Here is a 20,816-nt window from a genome sequence, read left to right on the forward strand (position 1 = left end):
CCACCGTTGAGAACCCGAGACAGACAGCCGGACGAACTATCGGGGTTTCCCGCGTCGGTACTGCGGTGGCCATTCGAGGTCCACATCAAGCGCCTCGGCCGCGTGCAACGTCCAGTACGGGTTCCGGAGGAACTCCCGGCCCAGGATCGCGAGGTCGGCCCGGCCGTTGCGGACGAGTGCGTCGGCGTGCTCCGGCTCCGTGATCTTCCCGACGGCCCCGACGGCGACGTCCGTCCGGTCCCGGATCTCCTCGGCGTACGGCACCTGATAGCCGGGAGCGGCCTCGGGGACCGTCTGCTCGGGATGGATGCCGCCCGCCGAAACGTCGATCAGGTCGGCACCGGCCTCCGAAAGAAGCGGCGCGAGCCGGACCGAGTCCGAAAGCGTCCACGACTCCCGATCCGGCAGCCAGTCGGTCGCAGAGATGCGGACGAAGACAGGCTTGTCGTCGGGCCAGACCTCCCGAACCGCAGCCGTTACGTCCCTGACGAGACGGGTTCGTCCCTCGAAGTCGCCCCCATAGGCGTCACTCCGGCGGTTCGTCACCGGCGAGAGGAACTCGTGGAGCAGATAGCCGTGGGCGGCGTGTACCTCGGCGATCTCGAAGCCGGCCCGACGGGCCCGCTCGGCGGCGGCGGCAAAGTCGTCGACCACGTTTTCGATCCCGTCCCGCGTGAGTCGGCGGAGCGGAACCGGATCCTCCTCGCGTGGCCACGGTTCGTCGCTGGGCGCGACCACGTCCCAGCCGCCGTCGGCGGGTGCGACCGGGCCGCCACCGTCCCAGGGCCGTTTCGTCGACGCCTTCCTGCCCGCGTGGGCCAGCTGGATCCCCGGAACCGATCCCTGGTCGGCGATAAAGCCAGCGATGTCGGCGAGCGCGTCGGCCTGGTCGGCGTTCCAGATGCCGAGGTCGTGTGGAGTGATCCGCCCTTCCGGTGATACTGCCGTCGCCTCCGACATCACGACGCCCGCGCCACCGACCGCCCGGCTACCCAGATGAACGAGATGCCAGTCAGTCGGCATGCCCTCGCTAGCGGAGTACTGACACATCGGTGACACCATCACGCGGTTCGGCAGTTCGGTGTCCCGCAACACGAGCGGATCGAACAGGGAATCAGTCATCGATCGGAGTTCACCCGCCAGGATAAAACGACTGTTGAAAGCGACGCCGCCACGGCCGCAGCTTCACCGCCCGCCTATGCGATTTCAAAAATAATTGTTTTCGATATAGTAAAGACAGTTTCCAAGAAACCAATCTTTAAGAGGAATGCGGCCGAATTTCCACTCGCAATGAGCACCCAAAAGCACGTTCGACAGCAGTACGGCGAGGTCGAAGGAAGCGAATCTCTCCGGATCCCATCGGACAAAGCCGAGCAGATCGTCGACGCGTTGACGACCGACCTGGCGTCGACGTACGTCCTGTACCACCAGCTGAAAAAGCACCACTGGATCGTCGAGGGGGCGGAGTTCCGTGATCTCCATCTGTTCCTCGGCGAGGCCGCCGGCGACGCCGAGGAGGCGGCCGACGTGCTCGCCGAGCGCATCCAGGCGCTTGGCGGCGTCCCTCTCTCGGGCGGTGCAAACTTCGAAGAACACGCGACGGTGAGCCCGGAGGACACCGACGCCTACGACATCCGGTCCTCGTTGGAGAACAACATGGAGATGTACGGAGACGTCATCGAGTCGTTGCGCGAGCACATCCAGCTCGCGAACAATCTGGGCGATTACACGACCGAAGAGGAACTGCGCGAAATCCTCCAGACCACCGAGGAGCACGCCCACCACATCGAACACTATCTCGAAGACGATACGCTGGTGCTCGAATCCAGTACCCACTGACCGAAAGAAGCGACAACGGGACGCTGCTTTTTCGAGCGATCAGTCGAGATCGAACGGGTTTTCGCGAACGACCGTCTGCTCGCGGTTCGGACCGATGCCGACCGCGTACACCGGAACACCCACCTCCGTCGAGAGATACGAGAGGTACTCGCGTGCGGCCTCCGGCAGGGCGTCGTATCCCTCCTCGGCGACCGCATTCCAGTCCACTTCCGGCCACGGCTCGAACTCCCGGTACACCGGCTCGCAACGCGCCCACTCCTCGGTGGTCGTCGGCATCGTCTCGGTCGTCTCGCCGTCGAGTTCGTACGCGTGACCGACCTTCACCTCGTCGAGCCCCGCGAGCACGTCCACGTGGTTGACGCCGATCCCCGTGAAGCCGTTCACGCGGGCGGCGTGTCGGAGCATCGGCACGTCGAGCCAGCCGATCCGACGCGGCCGACCTGTGACCGTTCCGAACTCGCCGCCGCGTTCCCGGATCTCGTCGGCGAGCGCCTCCTCGCGTTCGTCCCCGTCCAGTTCCGTGGGGAGCGGCCCGGTGCCGACGCGCGAGAGGTACGCCTTCACGACGCCGACGACCTCCCCGCGACCGATTACCGAGGGGCCGACGCCGGAGCCGACGCAGGCGCCCCCGGCGGTCGGGTTCGAGGAAGTGACGTACGGGTAGATCCCGTGATCGATGTCGATACTCGTACCCTGGGCCCCTTCGAACAGGAGGTTCTCGCCGTTCTCGCGTTTCTCCGCGAGGAATTCCCCGGCGTTTACCGTCATCTCCTCGCGCTCGAGACGTCGGCCGATCTCGCTGTACTCCTCGAACAGCGCCTCGACGTCGAACGCCTCCGCGTACTCGGCGTGTTCGTCGACGAGGTCGAGCCCGTACACTTCTGTCGCCAGCGTCCGCTTTTGCGGGACGACGTACTCGAGACGCTCCCGGAGCACGTCCGGATCGAGCAGATCGCCGACGCGAACGCCGCGACGGCCAGCCTTGTCCTCGTACGTTGGTCCGATCCCGCGGCCGGTGGTCCCCGCGTCCAGATCCGAGTCGGACTTGACTTCCTCCTCGATCCCGTCGAGAACGCGGTGGAACGGGAGGATGACGTGCGCCCGTCGGGCGAGACGGACGTCCGGGTCGACGCCGCGCTCACGGAGATCGTCGATCTCGGAGAATAGCGTCCGGGGATTGACCACGCAGCCGTTTCCGAGCACCCCGGTTTTCCCCCGAATCGCCCCGCTTGGAACCAGCGAGAGTTTGTACTCGGTACCGTCGTGAACGACCGTGTGTCCCGCGTTGTCCCCGCCCTGGTACCGGACGACGACGTCGGCGTCGCCTCCCCAGATGTCGACGAGGGCACCCTTGCCCTCGTCTCCGAGCTGGGAACCGACGATGGTGACTGTCATACACTGGTGGTTCAGTACCCCCGAACAAACCCGTTACGGTCGGTCTCTCCCGGACGAGGCCCCGGGGGAACCGGGATCAATGGAATAACTATATACGGTGTCCACGTATTGACAAGTGAAATGAAGCGATCGAAACTCATCGCGGTGATAGCGATCGTCGCTATCCTCGCCATCGTGGTATTGCGCAGTCGGTCGAACGACGAGTGATCTGTCGAGCCGCGGTATTGACCTGTCGAGCCGCCGTATGGCGGTTGCGAGTATCGGCTCCGATAACTGGCGTCCAACTTTTATGTGGAAACCGATCGAGGTCAACTCCGTGATCAGATGTCCGGTCCAGTTTCTGTAGCGCATGTTCGAAGGAGTTACGGTGCGAAACTGTCGCTCGCTCTGGTTGGGTTGACGGCGCTGGTCGTGGGGTACGGGGCGTTGATCCACGTCAGGGCCACCGAACAGCTCGGCGCTGCGGGTGGAGAGATAACCTCGGGGATCGTCGCGTTGGTGTTTCTGATGGTGATCAGCTTCGGGCTGCTCGGCGTAACCATCGGATCGAACACCGTGCTTTCGCTCCGCCAGTTGACCCGCAAGGCCGAGCGGATGGCGGACGGCGACCTCACTGTCGAGTTTCACTCTCCCAGGAAAGACGAGTTCGGACGGCTGTACGACGCGTTCGCGACGCTGCGGGACTCGCTTCGCGACCGGATCGAGGAGGCCGAAGCCGCCAGGGAAGAAGCAGAACAGGCCCGCAGGGAGGCGGAACGCACCCGCGACGAAGCGGAGGCGTACGCCGACGCCGTCGAAGCGAAAGCCACAGAGTACGAGGACGCGATGCGGGCCGTCGCGGAGGGTGATCTCACCCGACAGGTCGATCCGGAAAGCGAAAGCGAGGCGATGGAGGACGTCGGACGGGCGTTCAACGAGATGGTGACTGCGCTTTCGGAGATCGTCGCGGACGTCGACGCGGTCGCCGACGACGTCGCGGAGGCTGCCGACGAGGTGGATTCCAGGGCCAACAGGCTGCAAACGTCGACGAGCGAGGTGGAGGAAGCCGCAGCCGAAATCGCCGACGGCGCCCGAAGCCAGCGGCAGGATCTCGAGGGCGCCACCGAGGAGGCCAGCGACCTATCGGCGAGCGCCGAGGAGGTCGCCGCCACTGTCGAAAACGTCGCACAGACGGCGGCCGAGGCCGCCGAAATCGGCGAGGAAGGCCGCAAAGCGGCGGAAACCGCGCTGGATCAGATGGCGACGATCCAGGACGTCACCGACGAGACGGCCACGGAGGTCGAGTCGCTCGCCGCGGAGATCGACGAGATCGGCGGGATCGCGGATGCGATCTCGGAGATCGCCGAACAGACGAACATGCTCGCGTTGAACGCGTCGATCGAGGCTGCCCGCGCCGGGGCCGACAGCGACGGCTTCGCGGTCGTCGCACAGGAGGTGAAATCTCTGGCCGAGGACACGAAATCCGCTGCCGCGGAGATCGAAGGGCGGATCGAACGGGTACAGGAACGGACCGGCGATGCGGTCGACGCGATGCAGGAGACGGAACGCCGGATCGACGCCGGCGTCGAGACGGTGGAAACAAGCATCGACGCACTAGAGCGCCTCGCAGAGAGCGTTGAGGTAACCGACGCCAGTATGGACGAAATCGAGGAGGCCACCGATTCACAGGCGACATCGATAAACGGCGTGGTACAGCGGGTCGAAGACGTCGCCGCAATCAGCGAACAGACGGTCGACGCCGCCGAAGCGGTCACTGTGGCCGTCGACGACCAGACGGCGACGCTCTCGGAGGTGACCGGCGCGGCCGAAGGGCTGGCCGCACGCGCCGACGAACTGCAACGCGCTGTCGACGGGTTCAGAGTCGAGACCGGGCACGTGCAACGGGGCCGCACCGGAAGCGAGGACACAGCGGTCGCCACCGACGGCTCGGGCGACGAGTTCGGCTGGGTAACCACCCGCGATGACGACGCGGGGAGGAGGGAGTGACCATGCCGGTCGACATGACGACGTGGGCTGGGCTCGGTGCTGCCGGCATGGCGGTCGGGACCGCCTACCCCCTGTACGGGATGGCTCGCAATCCCGAAAAATATCGGTTCTACGGCGTACTCGCTTCGATCACTGGCATCGCCTTCGTTGCCTACGTGTTGATGGCATTCAATATCGGAACGGTCACGGCGGCGGGATACGACCTCCCGCTTCCCAGGTATATCGACTGGCTGCTCACGACGCCGCTTTTGGTGTTGTATCTCGGCATGCTGGTTCGGCCGGGACGCCGGCTGGTCGCGGCGCTTGTGGCGGTGAACGTCCCGATCATCGGGTTCGGGATCGGTGCGTCGCTCACTATCGGCCCGATCTCGTGGGCGATGTTCGGCCTCTCGTCGGTCGCGTACATCACGTTGCTGTGGATGCTCCTGTGGGAACTTCCGGCCCGGGCGACGATCCACGACGACCGCATCGAAGTCGTGTTCGGAAAACTTCGGAACCTGACTGTCGTGCTGTGGACGCTGTACCCGATCGTCTGGCTCGCTGCCCCGACCGGCGCCGGACTCATGCTGCCCGCCGAGGAGATGGTCGCGTTCGTGTACCTCGACTTCATCAGCAAGGTGGCCTTCGTCGTGGTCGCGGTCAACGGTGCGGCCGCGCTGGATGCACTCTCGACTGCCGAAGGGCCGGCGGTCGACCCGACCCCCGCCGACTGACCCCGGTCCGGAAACGACCCTCGCCTCCGGCACCACATCCGTTTTTATCACAGAGATCCGAGTGGCCGTATGACCGATCAGCGAACCTCTATCGTGGATTCCATTCGCAAGGAGGAGTACACCGGCGAAAACCGGTGTCTCCCCTGTACAGTAGTCAACGTCGGCATCGCACTCCTTCTGGGCGCGGTTGCGGCGGTTCGCTCCCGCGGGGCGGCGGTCGTGGTCGTCGCCGTCTCCGTTGTGGCGATCTATCTCCGCGGGTATCTGGTCCCCGGTACCCCGGAGTTGACGAAACGGTACCTCCCCGAATGGGCGGCGCAGTATTTCGATCACCACCCGCTGGAGGACGCCTTTACCGGAACGAAACCCACCGGTGAAACGGATGTAACCGTCGAAACAGAGACTACAGACGAGGACTCCACCGAATCGGAGTCGTTCGAAACCGTCGAGAAGATACAAAAACAGCGGCAGGAGGCGGTCGATCCCGAGCAGTTCCTGCTCGAGGTCGGCGCGACCACGGAAACCGAGGACGGAACCGACCTTCGTCTCACCGAGTCGTTTTCGGAGGCTGTCGACGAGGGAATCGCTTCGTTCGGGGGGGATCGGCCGGGGAACGCCGCAGTTGCGGACGTGTTCGACGCCGATCCCGCGGAGGTCGAGTTCAAGGACAGAACCTATCCTGCAGTCAAGGTGGGACGCCGAATCCGGAAGTGGCCCTCCGAGGGGGCACTCCTCGTCGACGTCGCGACTCACCGGGCGCTCGCGTCGCAAACCGACCGCTGGCGGTCGGTTCCGCTGGAACAGCGCGTGGGCATCCTCGAGTCGCTGCGAACGTTCCAGCTCCAGTGTCCCGTCTGTGACGGCGAGGTCGCGTTCGGCGACGCGGTCGTCGAATCCTGCTGTGCCACCTACGAGGTGATCTCCTACGAGTGTCTCGACTGTGGGCAACGACTCCTCGAACTGGATCCGGCAACGATCGACGAGGGCGACGGAACCGGGATCAGACCGTAGGCTACTCGGGGACGAGCCGGACCGTCGTCCGACTGTACAGCCCCTTGCCTTCGGCGTCCTCGACGTTGAGGCCGGCGCCGATGGCGTACTTGCCCGGACCGGCCGGCTCCCACTCGGACTCCGACACACGGAAGGTTCCCGTCCAGCGCTTCCTGAACACTTTCTCTTCTCCGCGTTCGAAGACGAACCCCCGTTGCTCGTCGGGCGGGTTCTTCAGATCGACGTGTGAGGCTTCCGTCACGCCGTCGACGTCCCACGTCCACAGCACCGGCGATCGGACCGGAACCGTCACCGGGAACGGCATCACGTTCCGCATCCGAACCACGAACGGAACGTCGGTTCCGACAGGGTACTCGTTTCTGGGGGTCGTAACGTCGATCTTGATCGACCGATATCGGAGCCAGTGTGGAACGAACACGCGGCTCAGCCACGTGGAGGGGACCATCTTGACCGCGAGCGGCTCGTGAGATCGGTCGCGCCGTTCTCCGGGGCTGAACGCGTCCTCCTCGTCCCGGCGAAGCGCCTCCGACTCGTAGATCCGACGCATCGTCGGACCAAGGGCCGCAACCGAGTAAAAGCGTTCGATCGACCGGACAACGGAGACGTCGGCGGACGGCGTTAGTCGTCCGCGTCGGTGTTAGTCGTCCGCGTCGGTGTTAGTCATCCGCGACGGCGTCGTCGGCGTCGGATCCGCTCGTTCCGACGGCACCGGGAGCGAACTCGGGCGGCGTGCCAGGGTAGCCGTCGTCGTAGAGCAGACACGCGATCCGGTGGCCGGATTCCGTCTCCGCAAGCGGTGGAACCGTCTCTTCGCAGGGGGTGGTGAGGTCCTCAGCGATGACCGCGGCCCCCTCCTCGAGTCCGTCCTCGTGGACCGTCCTGACGTATCGCGTGAGCGCCTCCTCGACTGTCGAATCCGAAAGCCGCTCGGGAAGTTCGAATTCCTCCCGGACGAGGCGTTCGAGTTCCTTCTGGGGCAGTTCCTCGTAACTTTCGAATCCCGACCCTGCCTCGCCTTCTTCGACAGCGGTCACCGCGTGTATCGAATCCGCCGATCGGGCACGCTGCTTGAGGTTGAGCAGCGAGCGCCAGTGCTCCTGTTCGACGTCGATCGCGTCCGGCTGGATGACCCGGGGACACCGGGTGTGGAACCGACACCCCGTCGGCGGATCGATCGGCGATGGGACCGCCCCGCGGAGGAAGATCTGTTCGCCCTCCCAGAGCGGATCGGGCTCCGGGATCGCCGACAAAAGCGCCTCCGTGTACGGATGATACGGCGGCGCGTACACGCTCTCGGTCGGGCCGATCTCGGCGACCTTGCCGAGATACATCACGGCGACCCGGTCGGAGATGTGCTCGACGACGCTGAGGTCGTGCGCGATGAACACGTACGAGAGGTCGAACTGTTCTTGGAGATCCTCGAGGAGGTTGAGGATCTGCGCCTGGACGCTCACGTCCAGGGCGCTCACCGGCTCGTCACAGATGACGACTTCCGGGTCCACCGCCAGCGCGCGGGCGATCCCGATGCGCTGCTTCTGGCCGCCGGAGAACTCGTGGGGGTACCGGTTCGCGTGGCTCGGATTGAGACCGACCGTGTCGAGCAGCTCGTACACCCGATCCTCGCGGTCCTCCGTTTCGCCGATCGAGTGGATCTCCAACGGCTCCCGGATGATGTCTCCGACGGTCATCCGGGGGTTCAAGCTCGAGTACGGATCCTGGAAGATGTACTGGATGTTCTTCCGGATGTCCCGGAGTCCACTGCTGGAAAGCTCCGTGAGATCCGTATCGCGGTAGTAGATCGAGCCACCCGTCGGCTCGATCAGCCGTATCATCGTCTGTCCAAGCGTCGACTTCCCGCAGCCGGATTCGCCGACGACGCCCAGGGTTTCCCCCTCCTGAAGCTCGAAACTGACGTCGTCGACCGCCTTCACCTTCTGGGACTCCCCCAGCAGCGTGTCGAGGAACCCTTCGCTCGTGTCGTAGTACTTTTCGAGGTTCTCGACCCGAACGATCGGCTCGTCGCTACTCATCGCTTTCACCTCCGGTTGCGGCGGCGGTCGGATCCGACGTTTCGTCCCGAACGACGATATCGTAGTCGAGCCCCTCGGAGAGGTCGCCCGAGTACTCGAGACACGCCGCCCCACGCTCGGAGTCGACCGTCGTCCGCTCGCCGGTCTCGGGATCCAACAGACTCGGCTCCGTTCGGGCACACGCCTCCTCGGCGAACGGACACCGAGGGTGGAAGCTACAGCCGGGGGGCAGTTCGATGAGGTCCGGCATGGTTCCCGGGATCGTCTGTAGACGATCGCGCTTGTCGCCGATCCGCGGGATCGAACTCATCAGTCCCACAGTGTACGGATGCTTCGGATCGTAGTAGAGGTCCTCGACGGGCGCCTTCTCTACGGGCTTGCCCGCGTACATCACCATCACTCGGTCGCAGAACTCCGCGATGACGCCGAGGTCGTGGGTGATGAGCTGTACCGCTGTCCCCATGTCGTCGGCGAGTTCCTCGATGAGGTTGAGGATCTTCGTCTCGATCGTCACGTCCAGCGCCGTCGTGGGTTCGTCGGCGATGATGAGTTCCGGGTCACACGACAACGCCATCGCGATGATCGCACGCTGTTGCATCCCGCCGGAGAACTCGTGGGGGTAATCGGAGTACCGCGTCTCTGCTTCGGGGATTCCGACCCTGTCGAGCAACTGTATCGTCCGTTCGCGGGCCTCCTCCTCGCTGTAGCCGAGGTGGTGTCTGACCGCTTCCCCGATCTGATCGCCGACCGTGTACACCGGGTTCAACGCGGTCTGTGCGTCCTGGAAGATCATTGCGATGTCGTTGCCACGAATCTTCCGAACCTCGGATTCGGACATCTCGAGGAGGTTCTCCCCTTTAAACAGGATCTCGCCGCTCTCGATCTGTCCGGGATTGTCGATCAACCGCATCAGCGAAAGCGCGCTCACGCTTTTGCCGGCACCCGACTCGCCGACGACACCGAACTTCTCGCCCCGTTCGATCCGGTACGAGAGGTTGTCGACCGCGGTGACGGCCCCTTCCTGGGTGTAGAAGCGAACCGTGAGGTCGTTGACTTCCAGTAGCGCCATTACTGGGCACCTCCAGCAGTGACGCTGGTCTCCTGTGCGTCCAGGGCGTCGTTGATTCCGTCACCGATCATGTTCATCGACATCACGAACACGAAGATCGCCAGCCCGGGGAAGACGGTCGCATGCCAGGGGATCCGGCCGCCCGGACCCTGGATCAGCGTCTCCCGGGTCTGGTCGAGCATGGTTCCCCACTCGGCGGTGCCGGGCGGCATGCCCAGCCCGAGGAAGCCGAGCGCGGCGACGCCGATCACGACGACGCCGATGTTGAGCGAGGCGACGACGAGCACCTCCGCCATCGCGTTCGGCAGCACGTGACGCATGATCACCCGCCTGTCGCGGGCGCCCAGCGCCTTCGCCGCCTTCACGTACTCGCTTTCCTTGACAGACAGCACCTCCCCGCGCATGATGCGGGCGTAGCCGTTCCAGCCGAACAGCGAGAACGCCGCCACGAGCTGCCAGTAGCCGCCGCCGAAGATCGTCACGATGATCAGCGCCAGGACGATCCCGGGGAACGCGTAGATCGTGTCGACGATCCGCATCATTATCTCGTCGACCCAGCCGCCGTAGTAGCCGGAGATGCTTCCGTACACCATCCCGACGCTGGCGGTCAGCATGACCACGACGAACCCGATCGAAATGCTGTATCGGCCGCCAAAGAGGATCCGGGAGAACAGGTCGCGCCCGCTCCCGTCGACCCCCATCCAGTAGTCAGTGGACGGCCAGTCGTACACGCTGACGCTGGGGTCTTCGGTCAGGTAGAGGATGGTCGTCGGATCGTACGGCGCGAGGGCGAACGGCTGGATCGTGACGCCCCAGACCGCGATCGGGCGAGCGAGAAACGCCGCAAGGCTCATGAGCAGAACGATCGCGAGCCCGATCAGCGCCGAGCGGTTCCGCATGAACCGCTTGTACGCGCGAACCCAACGGGTTTCGGTCTCCGCCTGTATTTCGCCCGTCCAGTCGGAGATCCGCTCCCGCTCGGTTACCCGCTCCGGGTCGAACCCGGTGACTTGAATCCGACCGCGCTGTGAGTGAGATCTGTCAGTCATATCTGATCCTCGGATCGAGTACTGCGTACATGATGTCCGCAACCAGGTTCGCGATGATGATCGCGACGCCCGTCACGAGCGTGATCGCCATGATGAGGTCGATCTCGTTTTGCGTCAGGGCGTTGATGAACTCCCGGCCGAGCCCGGGCCAGTTGAACACGACCTCGACGACGATCGATCCGCTGACGATGCCCGCCGTGAGAAGCGCCGCGAGCGTCACGACGGAGATGAGCGAGTTGCGGAGCACGTGTTTCAACACGACCTTGCGTTCGGGGAGCCCTTTCGCCCGGGCTGCCGTCACGTAGTCTTTGTTCATCTCTTCGGCCATCGACGTGCGCATCACGCGCATGATCGCCGCCGCCGACGCCGTCCCGACGGTGACGCCCGGAAGGATGAGATACCACAGCATCTCCGGGCTGTACAGCGGCTGTCGAGAGGGCGGCAACACGGGCCAGAGATCCAGGATCAACGCGAAAAACAGGATCAACATCAGCCCGAGCCAGAAGTTCGGGATCGAAATGCCCGAAAGCGCCAGGAACCGGCTGACGGTGTCGCCCAGCTGGTCCTTTTTGACTGCCGCATAGATACCCGTCGGGATCGCGATCCCCAGCGCGAACACCCAGCCAAAGATGCCCAGCGCGATCGTCTCGGGGAGCCGCATCAGGACGATGGAGCCGACGTCACGGCCCGAACTGTACACCTGGCCGAAATCACCCTGTAACACGTTCGCAATCCAGTGGAAGTACTGCTCGTGGGCCGGCCGGTGGAGGCCGTACCGCCGCCGGATCGCCTGCTCTTCGGCGGCCGTCATGTCGGGGTTTAACCCGACCATCTGCTGGACGGGGTCCCCGGGCGTATAATGCACGAGTGCGAACGTGATCACCGACACACCGAACAGTATCGGGATGATCGCCAGAAACCGCTTGAGTATAAATCGTCGTAAGCTCATCGTGTGGGAGGAGTTGCTGCCGATCGACCGGCAGCACGGCGAGGGCTTATTCGTCGATGTAAATAACTTGTTCGTCCTGCGGCGCGAACAGGGCGTAGTTCAGGTAGCCCTCGTGGAACGGGAACTGCCCCCAGCCCTTCACGCTCTCGTGGCGGACGGAGGTCTGCAGGTCGAAGTGCGTGATCGCACTGGCTGCAAGCTCCTCGAGTTCCCGCCAGATCTCGTCGTACCGCTCGCGGCGGAGGTCCGCGTCTTCGGCGACGTCGGCGCCGTACCTGGCGTTGTCAAGCATCTCGTCGAGCCAGTCGAAGCTGACGCCGCTCAGGTTACAACACGCACCGTGGTTACTGCTGTGATGCAGCGCGTCACAGAAGCTGTGCGGGTTGAACGTGCCGGACAGGCCGATGCAGCCGATGACGCCACGCTCCGCGTACTCCGGATCGAGGACCCGAGCGACGTAGGTTGTCCACTCGAACGTCTCGATTTCAGTCTCGAACAGGCCGGTCTGTTCCATCGACTCGGCGACGAGCTCGACCATCTGGACACGGTCGTCGTTGTCGGCGTTGACCTCGAGAGTTACCTCGAGGGGCGCTTCGATGCCGTACTCGTCGAACACTTCCTGGGCGAGTTCTTCAGCCTGCTCGGGATCGTATTCGTTGTACGGGCGGAGCTCTTCTTCGAGCGCCTGGGCGTCGGTCGTCCCGGCACCTTGCGCGAGTTCGGGGATCATCGTCCACGCCGGACGGGCCCAGCCCGCCAGGACGTTCTCGACGATGGACTCGCGGGGCACGAGGTGGTTGAACGCCTGCCGGAGCCGCTGGTCGTCCCACGGCTCGACCCGGATCGGCGGCTGGAAGTACTCGTAGCCGCCGGTTTCGACGCCGGCGACCTCGAAGTCCTCGGAGGCGTCGAAGTCGTCGAGCGTTGCCCGGGTCAGGCCCGTCGTCACGTCGATCTCGTCGTTTTGCAGCGCGCCAGAACGGGTCGCGTCGTCCGGAATGATCTCCAGTTCGATCCGGTCGATGACCGGCCCGTCCGGGAAGTCGTCGTCACCTTCGAACCAGTCGAGCGAGTCGACGCCCATCTCCTCGACCCAGTAGTTGTCGTTCTTCTCGTACTCGACGTACTGCTCGTCCTCCATCTCGTCGAACACGTACGGGCCGGTACCGATCGGCTCGTTACCCTGTCGGGGATCGAGGTCGTTCGGTGGAAGTTCGGCCAGTTCCTTGGGATACACGTACATCGGCGGCAGCTCCCGTGCGCCTTCGGCGTCGGGGAGCTGACCGTAGATGTCGACAGTGTATTCGTCGATCGCCTCGTAGTACAGCGTCGAGTCGAAGTACTGTGCGGCGTTGTCGGACAGCTTCAGCCTGTCGTAGGAGGCGATGACGTCCTCTGCGGTCATCTCCTCGCCGTTGTGGAACTCGACGCCCTCACGAAGGTTGTATCGGATCCGCATGCCGAAGACGCCGTCGTCGACGGCGTCGGCGGCGTCTTCGAACAGCAGCGTTCGGACCTCGTCACCCTCCTCGGGGACGGCGTCCTCGGGATGGCGGATGATTTCCTGCTCGTCGATCGGAAGTGCACCCTCTTCGACAGCTTCGACCGTCCGCATGTACGGCTCGTAGTCGGTGCGCTGGATGTCTTGCGTTTCGGCGACCTCGAAGTCCTCTGCGAGCCACGGATAGAGGTTCCCCTCGCTGTCAGTGGCGGTCAGCGTCTCGAAGATGAGACTCTGGACCAGCGTCGACGTCGTGTCGGTACTGTACGGGCCGTCGAACGAGTCGGCGTTGGCACCGATGCCGACGCGAAGGGTACCACCCTCGACGATCGCGCCGGGATCGACGTCTTCCTCGCCGATACCCGTGTCGTCTTCTTCGGCAGGCTCGTCGCCTTCGAGACAGCCGGCCAGGCCGACGACGCCCGCTGCGCCGACACTCTGGAGGACTCGTCTTCGGTTAATACGTGGACTGGATATCTCGGTATCCTGTACCATGGCCAGAATTGCGGGATCCCTACTAAAATATGTACTGCTTTGATCCCGCTGCCGTCGGGCGGTAAATATCTGTCAGAGTAAAACTATGATTCAGTTTTGAGCAATTTTTTACATCCGTGTCCAGATTCGGCCGGTACAGATCACCGGGATCCGGCGTCGACGCGGGGATCCAGATAGCTGTACGAGAGGTCCTGAATGATGTTCCCGACAACTCCGAAACCGATGACCACGATCGTGCTTCCCAGAAGAACCGGGAGATCACGGTTCTGTATGGCCTCGAGGAACAGCAGTCCGAACCCGTCGATCGCGAACAGCACTTCGATCATGAACACTGCGAGAACGAGCAACGCGAGCGCTTCGGTAAACAGCATCGAGAACAGCGGGACTGCGGCGTTGCGTACCACGTGTTTCGCGACGAGAACTGGCCCAGCACCCTTCGCTTTCACCAGCGTGATGAAGTCTGCAGACGCGTGTTCGATCGCGTACGCTCGCGTATAGCTCACGTATCCGCCAAGAATTGCTGCGGTGGCGAGACCGATCGGGAGTGCGTGGTCGAAAACCACCGGCGACCGTGAGATCACGTCGCCCTCCAGCAGCGAAACGAACATGCCGCCGATCCAGAAGCTCGGCAACGCAAAAACCAGGTACGCGGTTCCCCGGCCGCCGTTTGCGAACCGGCTTTCCGGATTCAAGGCCGCATACAGACCGACCAGCATCCCGATCGAGAGCCCGAAAACGATCGCCGGGACGACGTACATCCCAGTCCGCAGTACCGCAGCGCCGACGAGTTCGAGGACGGGCTCGCCGGTCACTAACGACTCGCCCCACGATAGCGTCATCATGTCCCCCATCCAGTCGACGTACTGCTCCCATACCGGTCTGTCGAGACCTCTATCCGCGAGATATGCATCTAGACGAGCCTCGAGTTCCTCGCCGGTGATGCCGGCCAATCTGAGCTGCCCCTCCAACCCCTGTTTGACCCAGTCGTCCGTCATCGTAAAGCCGACGAACACGGCAGTCATAACAGCCCACGCTGCAACGGCTCCGAGCGCGATGCGCTGGAGGAAAAGTCGGACGACGCTCACGAGCGATCACTCCGCGTCAGGATCCTGTAGACGACAGCTTTCGGTGCTCGTCGGGAGCTGACAGGGACCATGGAGGGCATACAATCTGGTTACCGACGGTCGATCTCAAAAACGTAACGGTTATGGCACGTTCGTGAAAACCCATCCACGTGCCACGATAACTGGTCCCGAAAGAGGTGCCCTCCATGAGCGACAACGACGACCCTCCCCGGTTCGAGACAGTCGACTGGTCACAGTTGCAACGATCGAGACGAATCGTTACCCCTCAGCGTATTACCCTTCTGACCGGCGTTACGCTCGTCGCACTACTGTACCTTTACGACGTCATGTATGCCCACGTATACACGATCGGCGAGTGGCGAGCCGAGCCGGTCGACTGGGTGTTCCTCCTTGCGTTGGTGACACTCGTCGCGTACGGTATCGTTCCCGCAGTACAGCATCGAGCTACCGCGAGGCAGTTCCTGGAGGGCGTCGGTGCCAAACTATCGACGAAGCTTGCCGGCGGCTACCTCCTGCTGTTGGTGGCGATCGGTTTTCTCGCCCCACTGGTCTTTCCGAACCCGGGGCTCGCCTTTCAACACGCGTTTCATCCGCCGGTCGGATTTACCAGCCAGGTCACGGGCGTCGAGTGTCTCGGCGCCGTGACCGGCGAAATCTTCGACCAGCAATGCCATGGAACGTGGACGTATCCGCTCGGAACGAACGAGCGAGGCCATCCGATGGGATACCTGGTTGCCTCCGGTGCGCGGGTCGCGGTGTACGTGATGGCCATCACCGCGGTGTTCGTGATTCCTGCGGCGGCAGCCGTGGGCGTAATCGCCGGACTTCGCGGTGGCGCCGTCGACAGTCTGCTGATGTCGTACGTCGACGTCCAGCTGTCCATCCCCGCGATCGTGCTGTATTTCATCGGGTACACCTACTGGGGCCCGTCGTTGCTCGTGTTATTGCTCGCGTTCGGGCTGCTCAGCTGGGGCGGCATCGCGAGACTGGTTCGCAGCGAAGTGTTACAGCGTCGCGAGGACGGCCACGTCCTCGTTGCCCGGAGTCTCGGAGCGTCCGGGACGTATCTCGCCAAGCGCCACATTCTGCCGAACGTGACGAACACCCTGGTCCCGGCGGTGTTCCAGTTGCTCGCGCTGCTCGTACTGTTCGAGGCAGGCGTCGCCTTCCTCGGCTACCACGAGCTGCAGACGTACTCGTGGGGCGGGACAATAAGCGAAGGGATCAACGCGGAGGTCGCCGCAGGGATGCAGACCAGGGCCGAACACCCCGCGTACATGATCTGGTGGGTGGCGACGCTTCCGGCGCTGGCGTTGACGGCGACGATCCTCTCGCTCAAGCTCGTCGGCGACGAGCTCAGGGACGCGATGGATCCCCGGCGGAGGGCGGGACGATGACCGACGAACCCTCCGAAAACGGGAGCAAACCGCTCCTTTCGGTCGAAAACCTCCGCACGCACATCCACGCCGACGGGAACACCGTCCACGCGGTAGACGGAGTGAGTTTCACCGTCGACTACGGGGAAACCGTCTGTCTGGTCGGCGAATCCGGTAGCGGGAAAAGCGTCACCTGCGAGTCGCTCACCGGGATCGTGCCGCAGCCGCCGGCCGAGATCGTCGGCGGAACCGTCGAGTTCGACGGACTGTCGCTACTGGACGTCGACGATTCGACGCTGCGGTCGGTTCGTGGAAACCGGATCTCGCACGTGTTCCAGAACCCTCAGCAAGCACTCGACCCAGTGTACACCGTCGGAGAGCAACTCGTGGAGGCGATGACGATCCACGGTGCAGCCAACGACGCTGCGACCCGCAATCGTGCCGTCGACCTCCTGAGGCGAGTCGGGATCCCGCGGGCGAGCAAACGGGTCAACGACTACCCACACGAGTTCTCCGGCGGGATGGCTCAGCGGGTCGCAATCGCGATCGGTCTCGCGGCCGATCCGGAGCTTTTGATCGCCGACGAACCGACGACCGCCGTCGACGTCACCGTGCAGGCCCGCCTCATCGAACTGCTCAGAGGGCTGACCGGGGGCGGCATGTCGCTGCTTTTGGTCACACACGATCTCCGGGTGGTCGCCGCCCTGGCGGATCGGGTCGTCGTGATGTTCGGCGGCACGGTGATGGAACAGGGACCGGTAGAGTCGGTGTTCGAACGCCCATCACATCCGTACACGCAGGCGTTGTTCGAAAGTTACGACGGACTGGACCGCCGGGGGGAACGGTCCGCGCGCGACGAGATCCCGACGGACGGCTGTCGGTTCAGACAAGAGTGTCCCCACGCCGTCGACGCCTGCGAGGGTGGAACACAGCCCACGACGTATCCCGCAGGGGACAACAGCACGCACGTGGTCTCGTGTGTCCATTACGCGTCCGGACGGGATCCGGATCCGATTCTCGCGGATGCGAGGGCAGCCAGCCCGGGCGGGGAACCCGAGGCAGCCAACGGAGGGTCGGCCGATGAGTGACGAGCCGCCAGTGCTCGGTGTCGACGGGCTGGAGAAGCACTACCCGATCAGGGAGGGGTGGCTGCGTCGCGAGGTCGGTCGGGTTCGCGCCGTCGACGGCGTGACCTTCCGGATCGACCGCGGCGAGGCACTCGGGCTCGTCGGCGAGTCCGGCTGCGGGAAATCCACGACTGCACTGTCGATCCTCCGGCTCGAGGAGCCGACCGGTGGGGAGGTCAGGTTCGAGGGAACCCCGATCGAGGAACTCGCCGGGGAACAGCTTCGATCGTTCCGGCGACGGGCACAGCTCATCGTCCAGGATCCGAACGAGGCGTTCAGCCCCAGGATGACCGTCGGAGAGGCGGTAGCGGAGCCGCTCCGCCTGCACGGCATGGACGATTCCGACCGTCGACGGGAGATCGTCGCCGACGTGCTCGAACGCGTGGGGCTGTCCGCCGCCGACGTCGACCGCTACCCCCACGCGTTCTCCGGCGGCGAGAAACAGCGGATCGCGATCGCCCGTGCGCTCGTCGTGAATCCGGATCTAATCGTCGCCGACGAGCCCACCAGTGCACTCGACGGCCGGGTCCAGTCGGACGTGCTCGCCCTGCTGGACGAGATCCGGCGGGAGTTCGACATTGCAGTGCTTTTCATCAGTCACGACATCGACGTCGTGCGCCGGTTCTGTGATCGTATCGCGGTGATGTATCTCGGAGAGATTGTCGAAAAGGGGTCCGTAGCGGAAGTACTCGACTCGCCGGCGCATCCGTACACCCGCGTGCTGCTCGGATCGGTCCCGAGCCTCGACCCCGGACAGCGGGAGCTCGAACAACCGCTGACCGACACCGTGCCGGAGCCGGCGAACCCACCCGACGGCTGTCGGTTCCACACCCGGTGCCCCGAGGTGATCCCGCCGGGAAACGTCGACGTCACCCCTGCACAATGGCGGGCGATCGCGGCGCTCCGGTTCACCGTCGAAACCGGCGAACTCCCCGAACCGATCGCGCCGGATCAATCTGGAGAGCCACTGACGTCGGAAACGGTCCGCGAGGTGTTCGGAATCCAGCCGACGCTTTCGGATCCCGCAGCCGAACGGGCGGTCGCGGAGGCCAGCGAAGCGGTCGCGAATGGCGACGTCGATTCGGCAAGTGAACTGCTCGCCGATGCGTTCCCGACCGTCTGTGAACGCGAAGATCCCGCAACGGTCGATCTCGATGGCCAGTCGGTTCGGTGTCATCGATACGATCCCGAAGCCGACGCCGATCCGCTGCCCTGGAACGAAACCGACCGAACGTAGCGACGGAACCGAACGTAGCGACGGAACCGAACGTAGCGACGGAACCGAACGTAGCGACGGAAGAACCGATCCGGCCGCCCTTCACTCGAAGGCGACGTCGATCCATATCACGACGACACGGAGCTGCTCTACGTCGTCGTACTCACACGACACCAGCGTGAGCCCACCCTCGCCGGCTCCCGGTTCGGGTTCGGCACAGTCCAGTCCGCTGTCCTGCATGTATCTGCTCCATGCTCCCGGGTTGACCGTCGAGACGTTTACCGCCACGCGATCGAACGAGGTGTCGTTGACGGGATCGTTTTGTCTGAGGACCCGTTCGGTCCGGACCTGAACGACCTGATCGCCGCTCACGGCGACGGATCCGCCCGACGAGAGGCGGACAACCGGGATCACGACGCGGTCGTCCTCGAACAGGAACGGAGGCTCGCGAACCATCACGCCACCACCGTCGCCGTCGCTGCGAACGACTGCGCCGGCGGAGTAACTGACGGTGCTGTCGCCTGATTCGAAGGCAATGGAACGGACCTGCTGTGGGGCGTACGTGTACTCCACCCCGGTGTCGTTATCGATTCCGGTGAGTTCGATGTGCGTCGAATCCTCGACCGAAAGCGTCGCGTCGGACATACGGATCTGCGTCGATCGGCTCGGTGCCCCGTCCAGGACGATGTCGTCGAGGTTCTCTCCGAGCACCTCGAATGCCCGTTCGGCGTTGTTGATCCGCTCGTGATCTCTGGCGTCCTGGAGCCCACCCAGCCCAACGGTGTAGACGATCGCGATCGAACCGATCACCAGCGCGAACACGAGAACGAAGCTCAGCGCCTCGCTTACCCCCCGGTTGTCGACCCTCGTCCCGCTCACAGGGTGACGTCTACGGGGAGGGGTTATCAAAGGCACGGCCAGGTTATCAGGAACGAAACTTGCAGGTCCGGACGGACCCGGCCTCTCGAGAGCTTCCCGACGACACGACAGCAGCGTTTTATTCCCGGGCGCGACAGAGCCGGTATGTTCAGGTCAGGGAAGTTCGTCGCGAAACGGCTCCGGAAGGCGAACGACGAACCACTGACGGCCGAGCAGGTGCAGCCGAACGGCGTCGATCTCACGCTGGGGACGGTCTACGAGCAGACCACACCGGGACGAATCGGCCGGGACGGGAAAAGGGTCGGCGACAGGCGCGAGCTCGATCCGACGGATGGGACGTTCCGCCTCGAACCCGGGAACTACATCGCCGAATACGGGGAAGTCGTCCGAGTTCCCGACTCGCACGTCGGCTTCATCTATCCCCGCTCGTCGCTCATGCGCAACAGCGCGATGTTGAACACGGCGGTGTGGGACGCCGGATACGAGGGGGTCGGCGAGGGCCTGCTGCAGGTCGGCCACGAAATCGAGATCGAGCGGGGTTCACGCATCGGCCAGTTCGTTCTCGCGGCCGCCGACCACGAGGGCGTCTACGAGGGAGAGTATCAGGGCGAACGGCTGTGATCGGTTCCCCGACCGGAGCGAACGGGACCGACTCTTTTAGGTTCCGTCCGGTCGACCGGTCCGATATGGAACACGTCTCACTCGGCGTACCGCGTGGCGTGCTCGAATCGCTTCCCGAGGAAGAAGACGCCGCGGAGATGGACATACACCGGGCCGTCGACGGGATCGAGCGCCGGATCAACGACGCGATCGACGAAGCCGACGATCCCGGCGAGGCCGCCAGCTACGTCGTCGACGCGATCGAACACATGGAATCCCGGATGGAACGGTACGACGAGTTCGTCCCCGAACTCAGGGCGTGGGGCCAGTCCCCGATCTACGCGATGGCGTGGCGGAACCTGTACGCGGAGCTGATCGCACAACTGTACCAGGAGGAGTGGCTCGCGGAGGAACTCGATCGCGAGCGAAACTACCGGCTGGTCGACGACGGGATCCGGTTCGACGGCTGAGTGTTCACCGCGTCGGTCCACCGGTG

19 protein-coding genes are annotated in these 20,816 nt (G+C 64.1%); 9 read left to right on the top strand and 10 right to left on the bottom strand.

Annotated features, from left to right (window positions below; genetic code table 11):
- Positions 1–36 precede the first annotated feature (36 nt).
- Positions 37–1,122: an NADH:flavin oxidoreductase/NADH oxidase gene (locus RH858_RS00270; protein ID WP_259533194.1), complete on the bottom strand. Its 1,086-nt coding sequence runs from the start codon at positions 1,120–1,122 to the stop codon at positions 37–39.
- Positions 1,123–1,290: 168 nt separating this feature from the next.
- Here RH858_RS00270 and dpsA point away from each other — a divergent pair, with 168 nt between their 5' ends.
- Complete coding sequence (dpsA, locus tag RH858_RS00275) at positions 1,291–1,839, top strand: DNA starvation/stationary phase protection protein DpsA (protein WP_310560904.1); 549 nt, start codon at positions 1,291–1,293, stop codon at positions 1,837–1,839.
- 39 nt (positions 1,840–1,878) lie between these two features.
- Here dpsA and RH858_RS00280 read toward each other — a convergent pair whose 3' ends face one another.
- Positions 1,879–3,234: an adenylosuccinate synthase gene (locus tag RH858_RS00280; RefSeq protein WP_310560905.1), complete on the bottom strand. Its 1,356-nt coding sequence runs from the start codon at positions 3,232–3,234 to the stop codon at positions 1,879–1,881.
- A 324-nt stretch (positions 3,235–3,558) separates the two neighbouring features.
- On the opposite strand from RH858_RS00280, the gene RH858_RS00285 reads away from it, so the two are divergent.
- From RH858_RS00285 to RH858_RS00295, 3 genes are all read left to right on the top strand, one after another.
- Positions 3,559–5,220: a HAMP domain-containing methyl-accepting chemotaxis protein gene (locus RH858_RS00285; RefSeq protein ID WP_310560906.1), complete on the top strand. Its 1,662-nt coding sequence runs from the start codon at positions 3,559–3,561 to the stop codon at positions 5,218–5,220.
- Between the two features lie 2 nt (positions 5,221–5,222).
- Positions 5,223–5,933: a bacteriorhodopsin gene (locus tag RH858_RS00290; protein WP_259533199.1), complete on the top strand. Its 711-nt coding sequence runs from the start codon at positions 5,223–5,225 to the stop codon at positions 5,931–5,933.
- A 69-nt stretch (positions 5,934–6,002) separates the two neighbouring features.
- Positions 6,003–6,944 (top strand): hypothetical protein, encoded by a 942-nt coding sequence (locus RH858_RS00295; protein WP_259533200.1) that lies wholly within the window; start codon positions 6,003–6,005, stop codon positions 6,942–6,944.
- Between the two features lies 1 nt (position 6,945).
- Here the strand turns inward: RH858_RS00295 and RH858_RS00300 are convergent, their stop codons facing one another.
- The 7 genes from RH858_RS00300 to RH858_RS00330 form a co-directional block, all read right to left on the bottom strand.
- A complete protein-coding gene (locus RH858_RS00300) occupies positions 6,946–7,491 on the bottom strand; it encodes a hypothetical protein (protein WP_259533201.1) in 546 nt (181 codons plus the stop codon).
- A gap of 109 nt (positions 7,492–7,600) precedes the next feature.
- Positions 7,601–8,974 (bottom strand): oligopeptide/dipeptide ABC transporter ATP-binding protein, encoded by a 1,374-nt coding sequence (locus RH858_RS00305; RefSeq protein WP_303650960.1) that lies wholly within the window; start codon positions 8,972–8,974, stop codon positions 7,601–7,603.
- A complete protein-coding gene (locus tag RH858_RS00310; RefSeq protein WP_259533202.1) occupies positions 8,967–10,043 on the bottom strand; it encodes an ABC transporter ATP-binding protein in 1,077 nt (358 codons plus the stop codon). Before RH858_RS00310 ends, RH858_RS00305 begins: the two co-directional genes overlap by 8 nt.
- Positions 10,043–11,092, bottom strand: coding sequence for an ABC transporter permease (locus RH858_RS00315; RefSeq protein WP_259533203.1), 1,050 nt, complete (start codon positions 11,090–11,092; stop codon positions 10,043–10,045). Before RH858_RS00315 ends, RH858_RS00310 begins: the two co-directional genes overlap by 1 nt.
- Complete coding sequence (locus tag RH858_RS00320; RefSeq protein WP_259533204.1) at positions 11,085–12,041, bottom strand: ABC transporter permease; 957 nt, start codon at positions 12,039–12,041, stop codon at positions 11,085–11,087. The genes RH858_RS00315 and RH858_RS00320 overlap by 8 nt, the downstream gene beginning before the upstream one ends.
- Positions 12,042–12,087: 46 nt before the next feature.
- The gene (locus RH858_RS00325; RefSeq protein WP_310560907.1) at positions 12,088–14,037 is read right to left on the bottom strand and encodes an ABC transporter substrate-binding protein; all 1,950 of its coding nucleotides are present in this window, start codon (positions 14,035–14,037) and stop codon (positions 12,088–12,090) included.
- A 140-nt stretch (positions 14,038–14,177) separates the two neighbouring features.
- Positions 14,178–15,122: an ABC transporter permease gene (locus RH858_RS00330; RefSeq protein WP_310560908.1), complete on the bottom strand. Its 945-nt coding sequence runs from the start codon at positions 15,120–15,122 to the stop codon at positions 14,178–14,180.
- A 185-nt stretch (positions 15,123–15,307) separates the two neighbouring features.
- Here RH858_RS00330 and RH858_RS00335 point away from each other — a divergent pair, with 185 nt between their 5' ends.
- Genes RH858_RS00335 through RH858_RS00345 form a run of 3 tightly spaced genes read left to right on the top strand, consistent with a single transcriptional unit; the run spans position 15,308 to position 18,862 of the window.
- Complete coding sequence (locus tag RH858_RS00335; RefSeq protein ID WP_259533207.1) at positions 15,308–16,519, top strand: ABC transporter permease; 1,212 nt, start codon at positions 15,308–15,310, stop codon at positions 16,517–16,519.
- Entirely contained in the window at positions 16,516–17,586 is a 1,071-nt protein-coding gene (locus RH858_RS00340; RefSeq protein ID WP_310560909.1) for an ABC transporter ATP-binding protein, read from the top strand. The genes RH858_RS00335 and RH858_RS00340 overlap by 4 nt, the downstream gene beginning before the upstream one ends.
- Entirely contained in the window at positions 17,579–18,862 is a 1,284-nt protein-coding gene (locus tag RH858_RS00345; RefSeq protein WP_310560910.1) for an oligopeptide/dipeptide ABC transporter ATP-binding protein, read from the top strand. Before RH858_RS00340 ends, RH858_RS00345 begins: the two co-directional genes overlap by 8 nt.
- Positions 18,863–18,943: 81 nt before the next feature.
- Here RH858_RS00345 and RH858_RS00350 read toward each other — a convergent pair whose 3' ends face one another.
- Positions 18,944–19,720 (bottom strand): hypothetical protein, encoded by a 777-nt coding sequence (locus tag RH858_RS00350; RefSeq protein WP_310560911.1) that lies wholly within the window; start codon positions 19,718–19,720, stop codon positions 18,944–18,946.
- Between the two features lie 144 nt (positions 19,721–19,864).
- Here RH858_RS00350 and RH858_RS00355 point away from each other — a divergent pair, with 144 nt between their 5' ends.
- The gene (locus tag RH858_RS00355) at positions 19,865–20,341 is read left to right on the top strand and encodes a deoxyuridine 5'-triphosphate nucleotidohydrolase (protein ID WP_310560912.1); all 477 of its coding nucleotides are present in this window, start codon (positions 19,865–19,867) and stop codon (positions 20,339–20,341) included.
- A gap of 65 nt (positions 20,342–20,406) precedes the next feature.
- Positions 20,407–20,790 (top strand): hypothetical protein, encoded by a 384-nt coding sequence (locus RH858_RS00360; RefSeq protein WP_310560913.1) that lies wholly within the window; start codon positions 20,407–20,409, stop codon positions 20,788–20,790.
- Positions 20,791–20,816 lie beyond the last annotated feature (26 nt).

This window comes from Halalkaliarchaeum sp. AArc-GB (genome assembly GCF_031432225.1).
GTDB lineage: Archaea > Halobacteriota > Halobacteria > Halobacteriales > Haloferacaceae > Halalkaliarchaeum.

Excerpts from the sequence above, each read along its gene's own strand:
- RH858_RS00355 (WP_310560912.1), top strand. The coding sequence starts at position 19,865 with ATGTTCAGGTCAGGGAAGTTCGTCGCGAAACGGCTCCGGAAGGCGAAC.
- RH858_RS00325 (WP_310560907.1), bottom strand. The coding sequence starts at position 14,037 with ATGGTACAGGATACCGAGATATCCAGTCCACGTATTAACCGAAGACGA.
- RH858_RS00360 (WP_310560913.1), top strand. The coding sequence starts at position 20,407 with ATGGAACACGTCTCACTCGGCGTACCGCGTGGCGTGCTCGAATCGCTT.
- RH858_RS00320 (WP_259533204.1), bottom strand. The coding sequence starts at position 12,041 with ATGAGCTTACGACGATTTATACTCAAGCGGTTTCTGGCGATCATCCCG.
- RH858_RS00345 (WP_310560910.1), top strand. The coding sequence starts at position 17,579 with ATGAGTGACGAGCCGCCAGTGCTCGGTGTCGACGGGCTGGAGAAGCAC.
- dpsA (WP_310560904.1), top strand. The coding sequence starts at position 1,291 with ATGAGCACCCAAAAGCACGTTCGACAGCAGTACGGCGAGGTCGAAGGA.
- RH858_RS00280 (WP_310560905.1), bottom strand. The coding sequence starts at position 3,234 with ATGACAGTCACCATCGTCGGTTCCCAGCTCGGAGACGAGGGCAAGGGT.
- RH858_RS00335 (WP_259533207.1), top strand. The coding sequence starts at position 15,308 with ATGAGCGACAACGACGACCCTCCCCGGTTCGAGACAGTCGACTGGTCA.
- RH858_RS00310 (WP_259533202.1), bottom strand. The coding sequence starts at position 10,043 with ATGGCGCTACTGGAAGTCAACGACCTCACGGTTCGCTTCTACACCCAG.
- RH858_RS00315 (WP_259533203.1), bottom strand. The coding sequence starts at position 11,092 with ATGACTGACAGATCTCACTCACAGCGCGGTCGGATTCAAGTCACCGGG.
- RH858_RS00305 (WP_303650960.1), bottom strand. The coding sequence starts at position 8,974 with ATGAGTAGCGACGAGCCGATCGTTCGGGTCGAGAACCTCGAAAAGTAC.
- RH858_RS00295 (WP_259533200.1), top strand. The coding sequence starts at position 6,003 with ATGACCGATCAGCGAACCTCTATCGTGGATTCCATTCGCAAGGAGGAG.
- RH858_RS00290 (WP_259533199.1), top strand. The coding sequence starts at position 5,223 with ATGCCGGTCGACATGACGACGTGGGCTGGGCTCGGTGCTGCCGGCATG.
- RH858_RS00340 (WP_310560909.1), top strand. The coding sequence starts at position 16,516 with ATGACCGACGAACCCTCCGAAAACGGGAGCAAACCGCTCCTTTCGGTC.
- RH858_RS00300 (WP_259533201.1), bottom strand. The coding sequence starts at position 7,491 with ATGCGTCGGATCTACGAGTCGGAGGCGCTTCGCCGGGACGAGGAGGAC.
- RH858_RS00285 (WP_310560906.1), top strand. The coding sequence starts at position 3,559 with ATGTCCGGTCCAGTTTCTGTAGCGCATGTTCGAAGGAGTTACGGTGCG.
- RH858_RS00270 (WP_259533194.1), bottom strand. The coding sequence starts at position 1,122 with ATGACTGATTCCCTGTTCGATCCGCTCGTGTTGCGGGACACCGAACTG.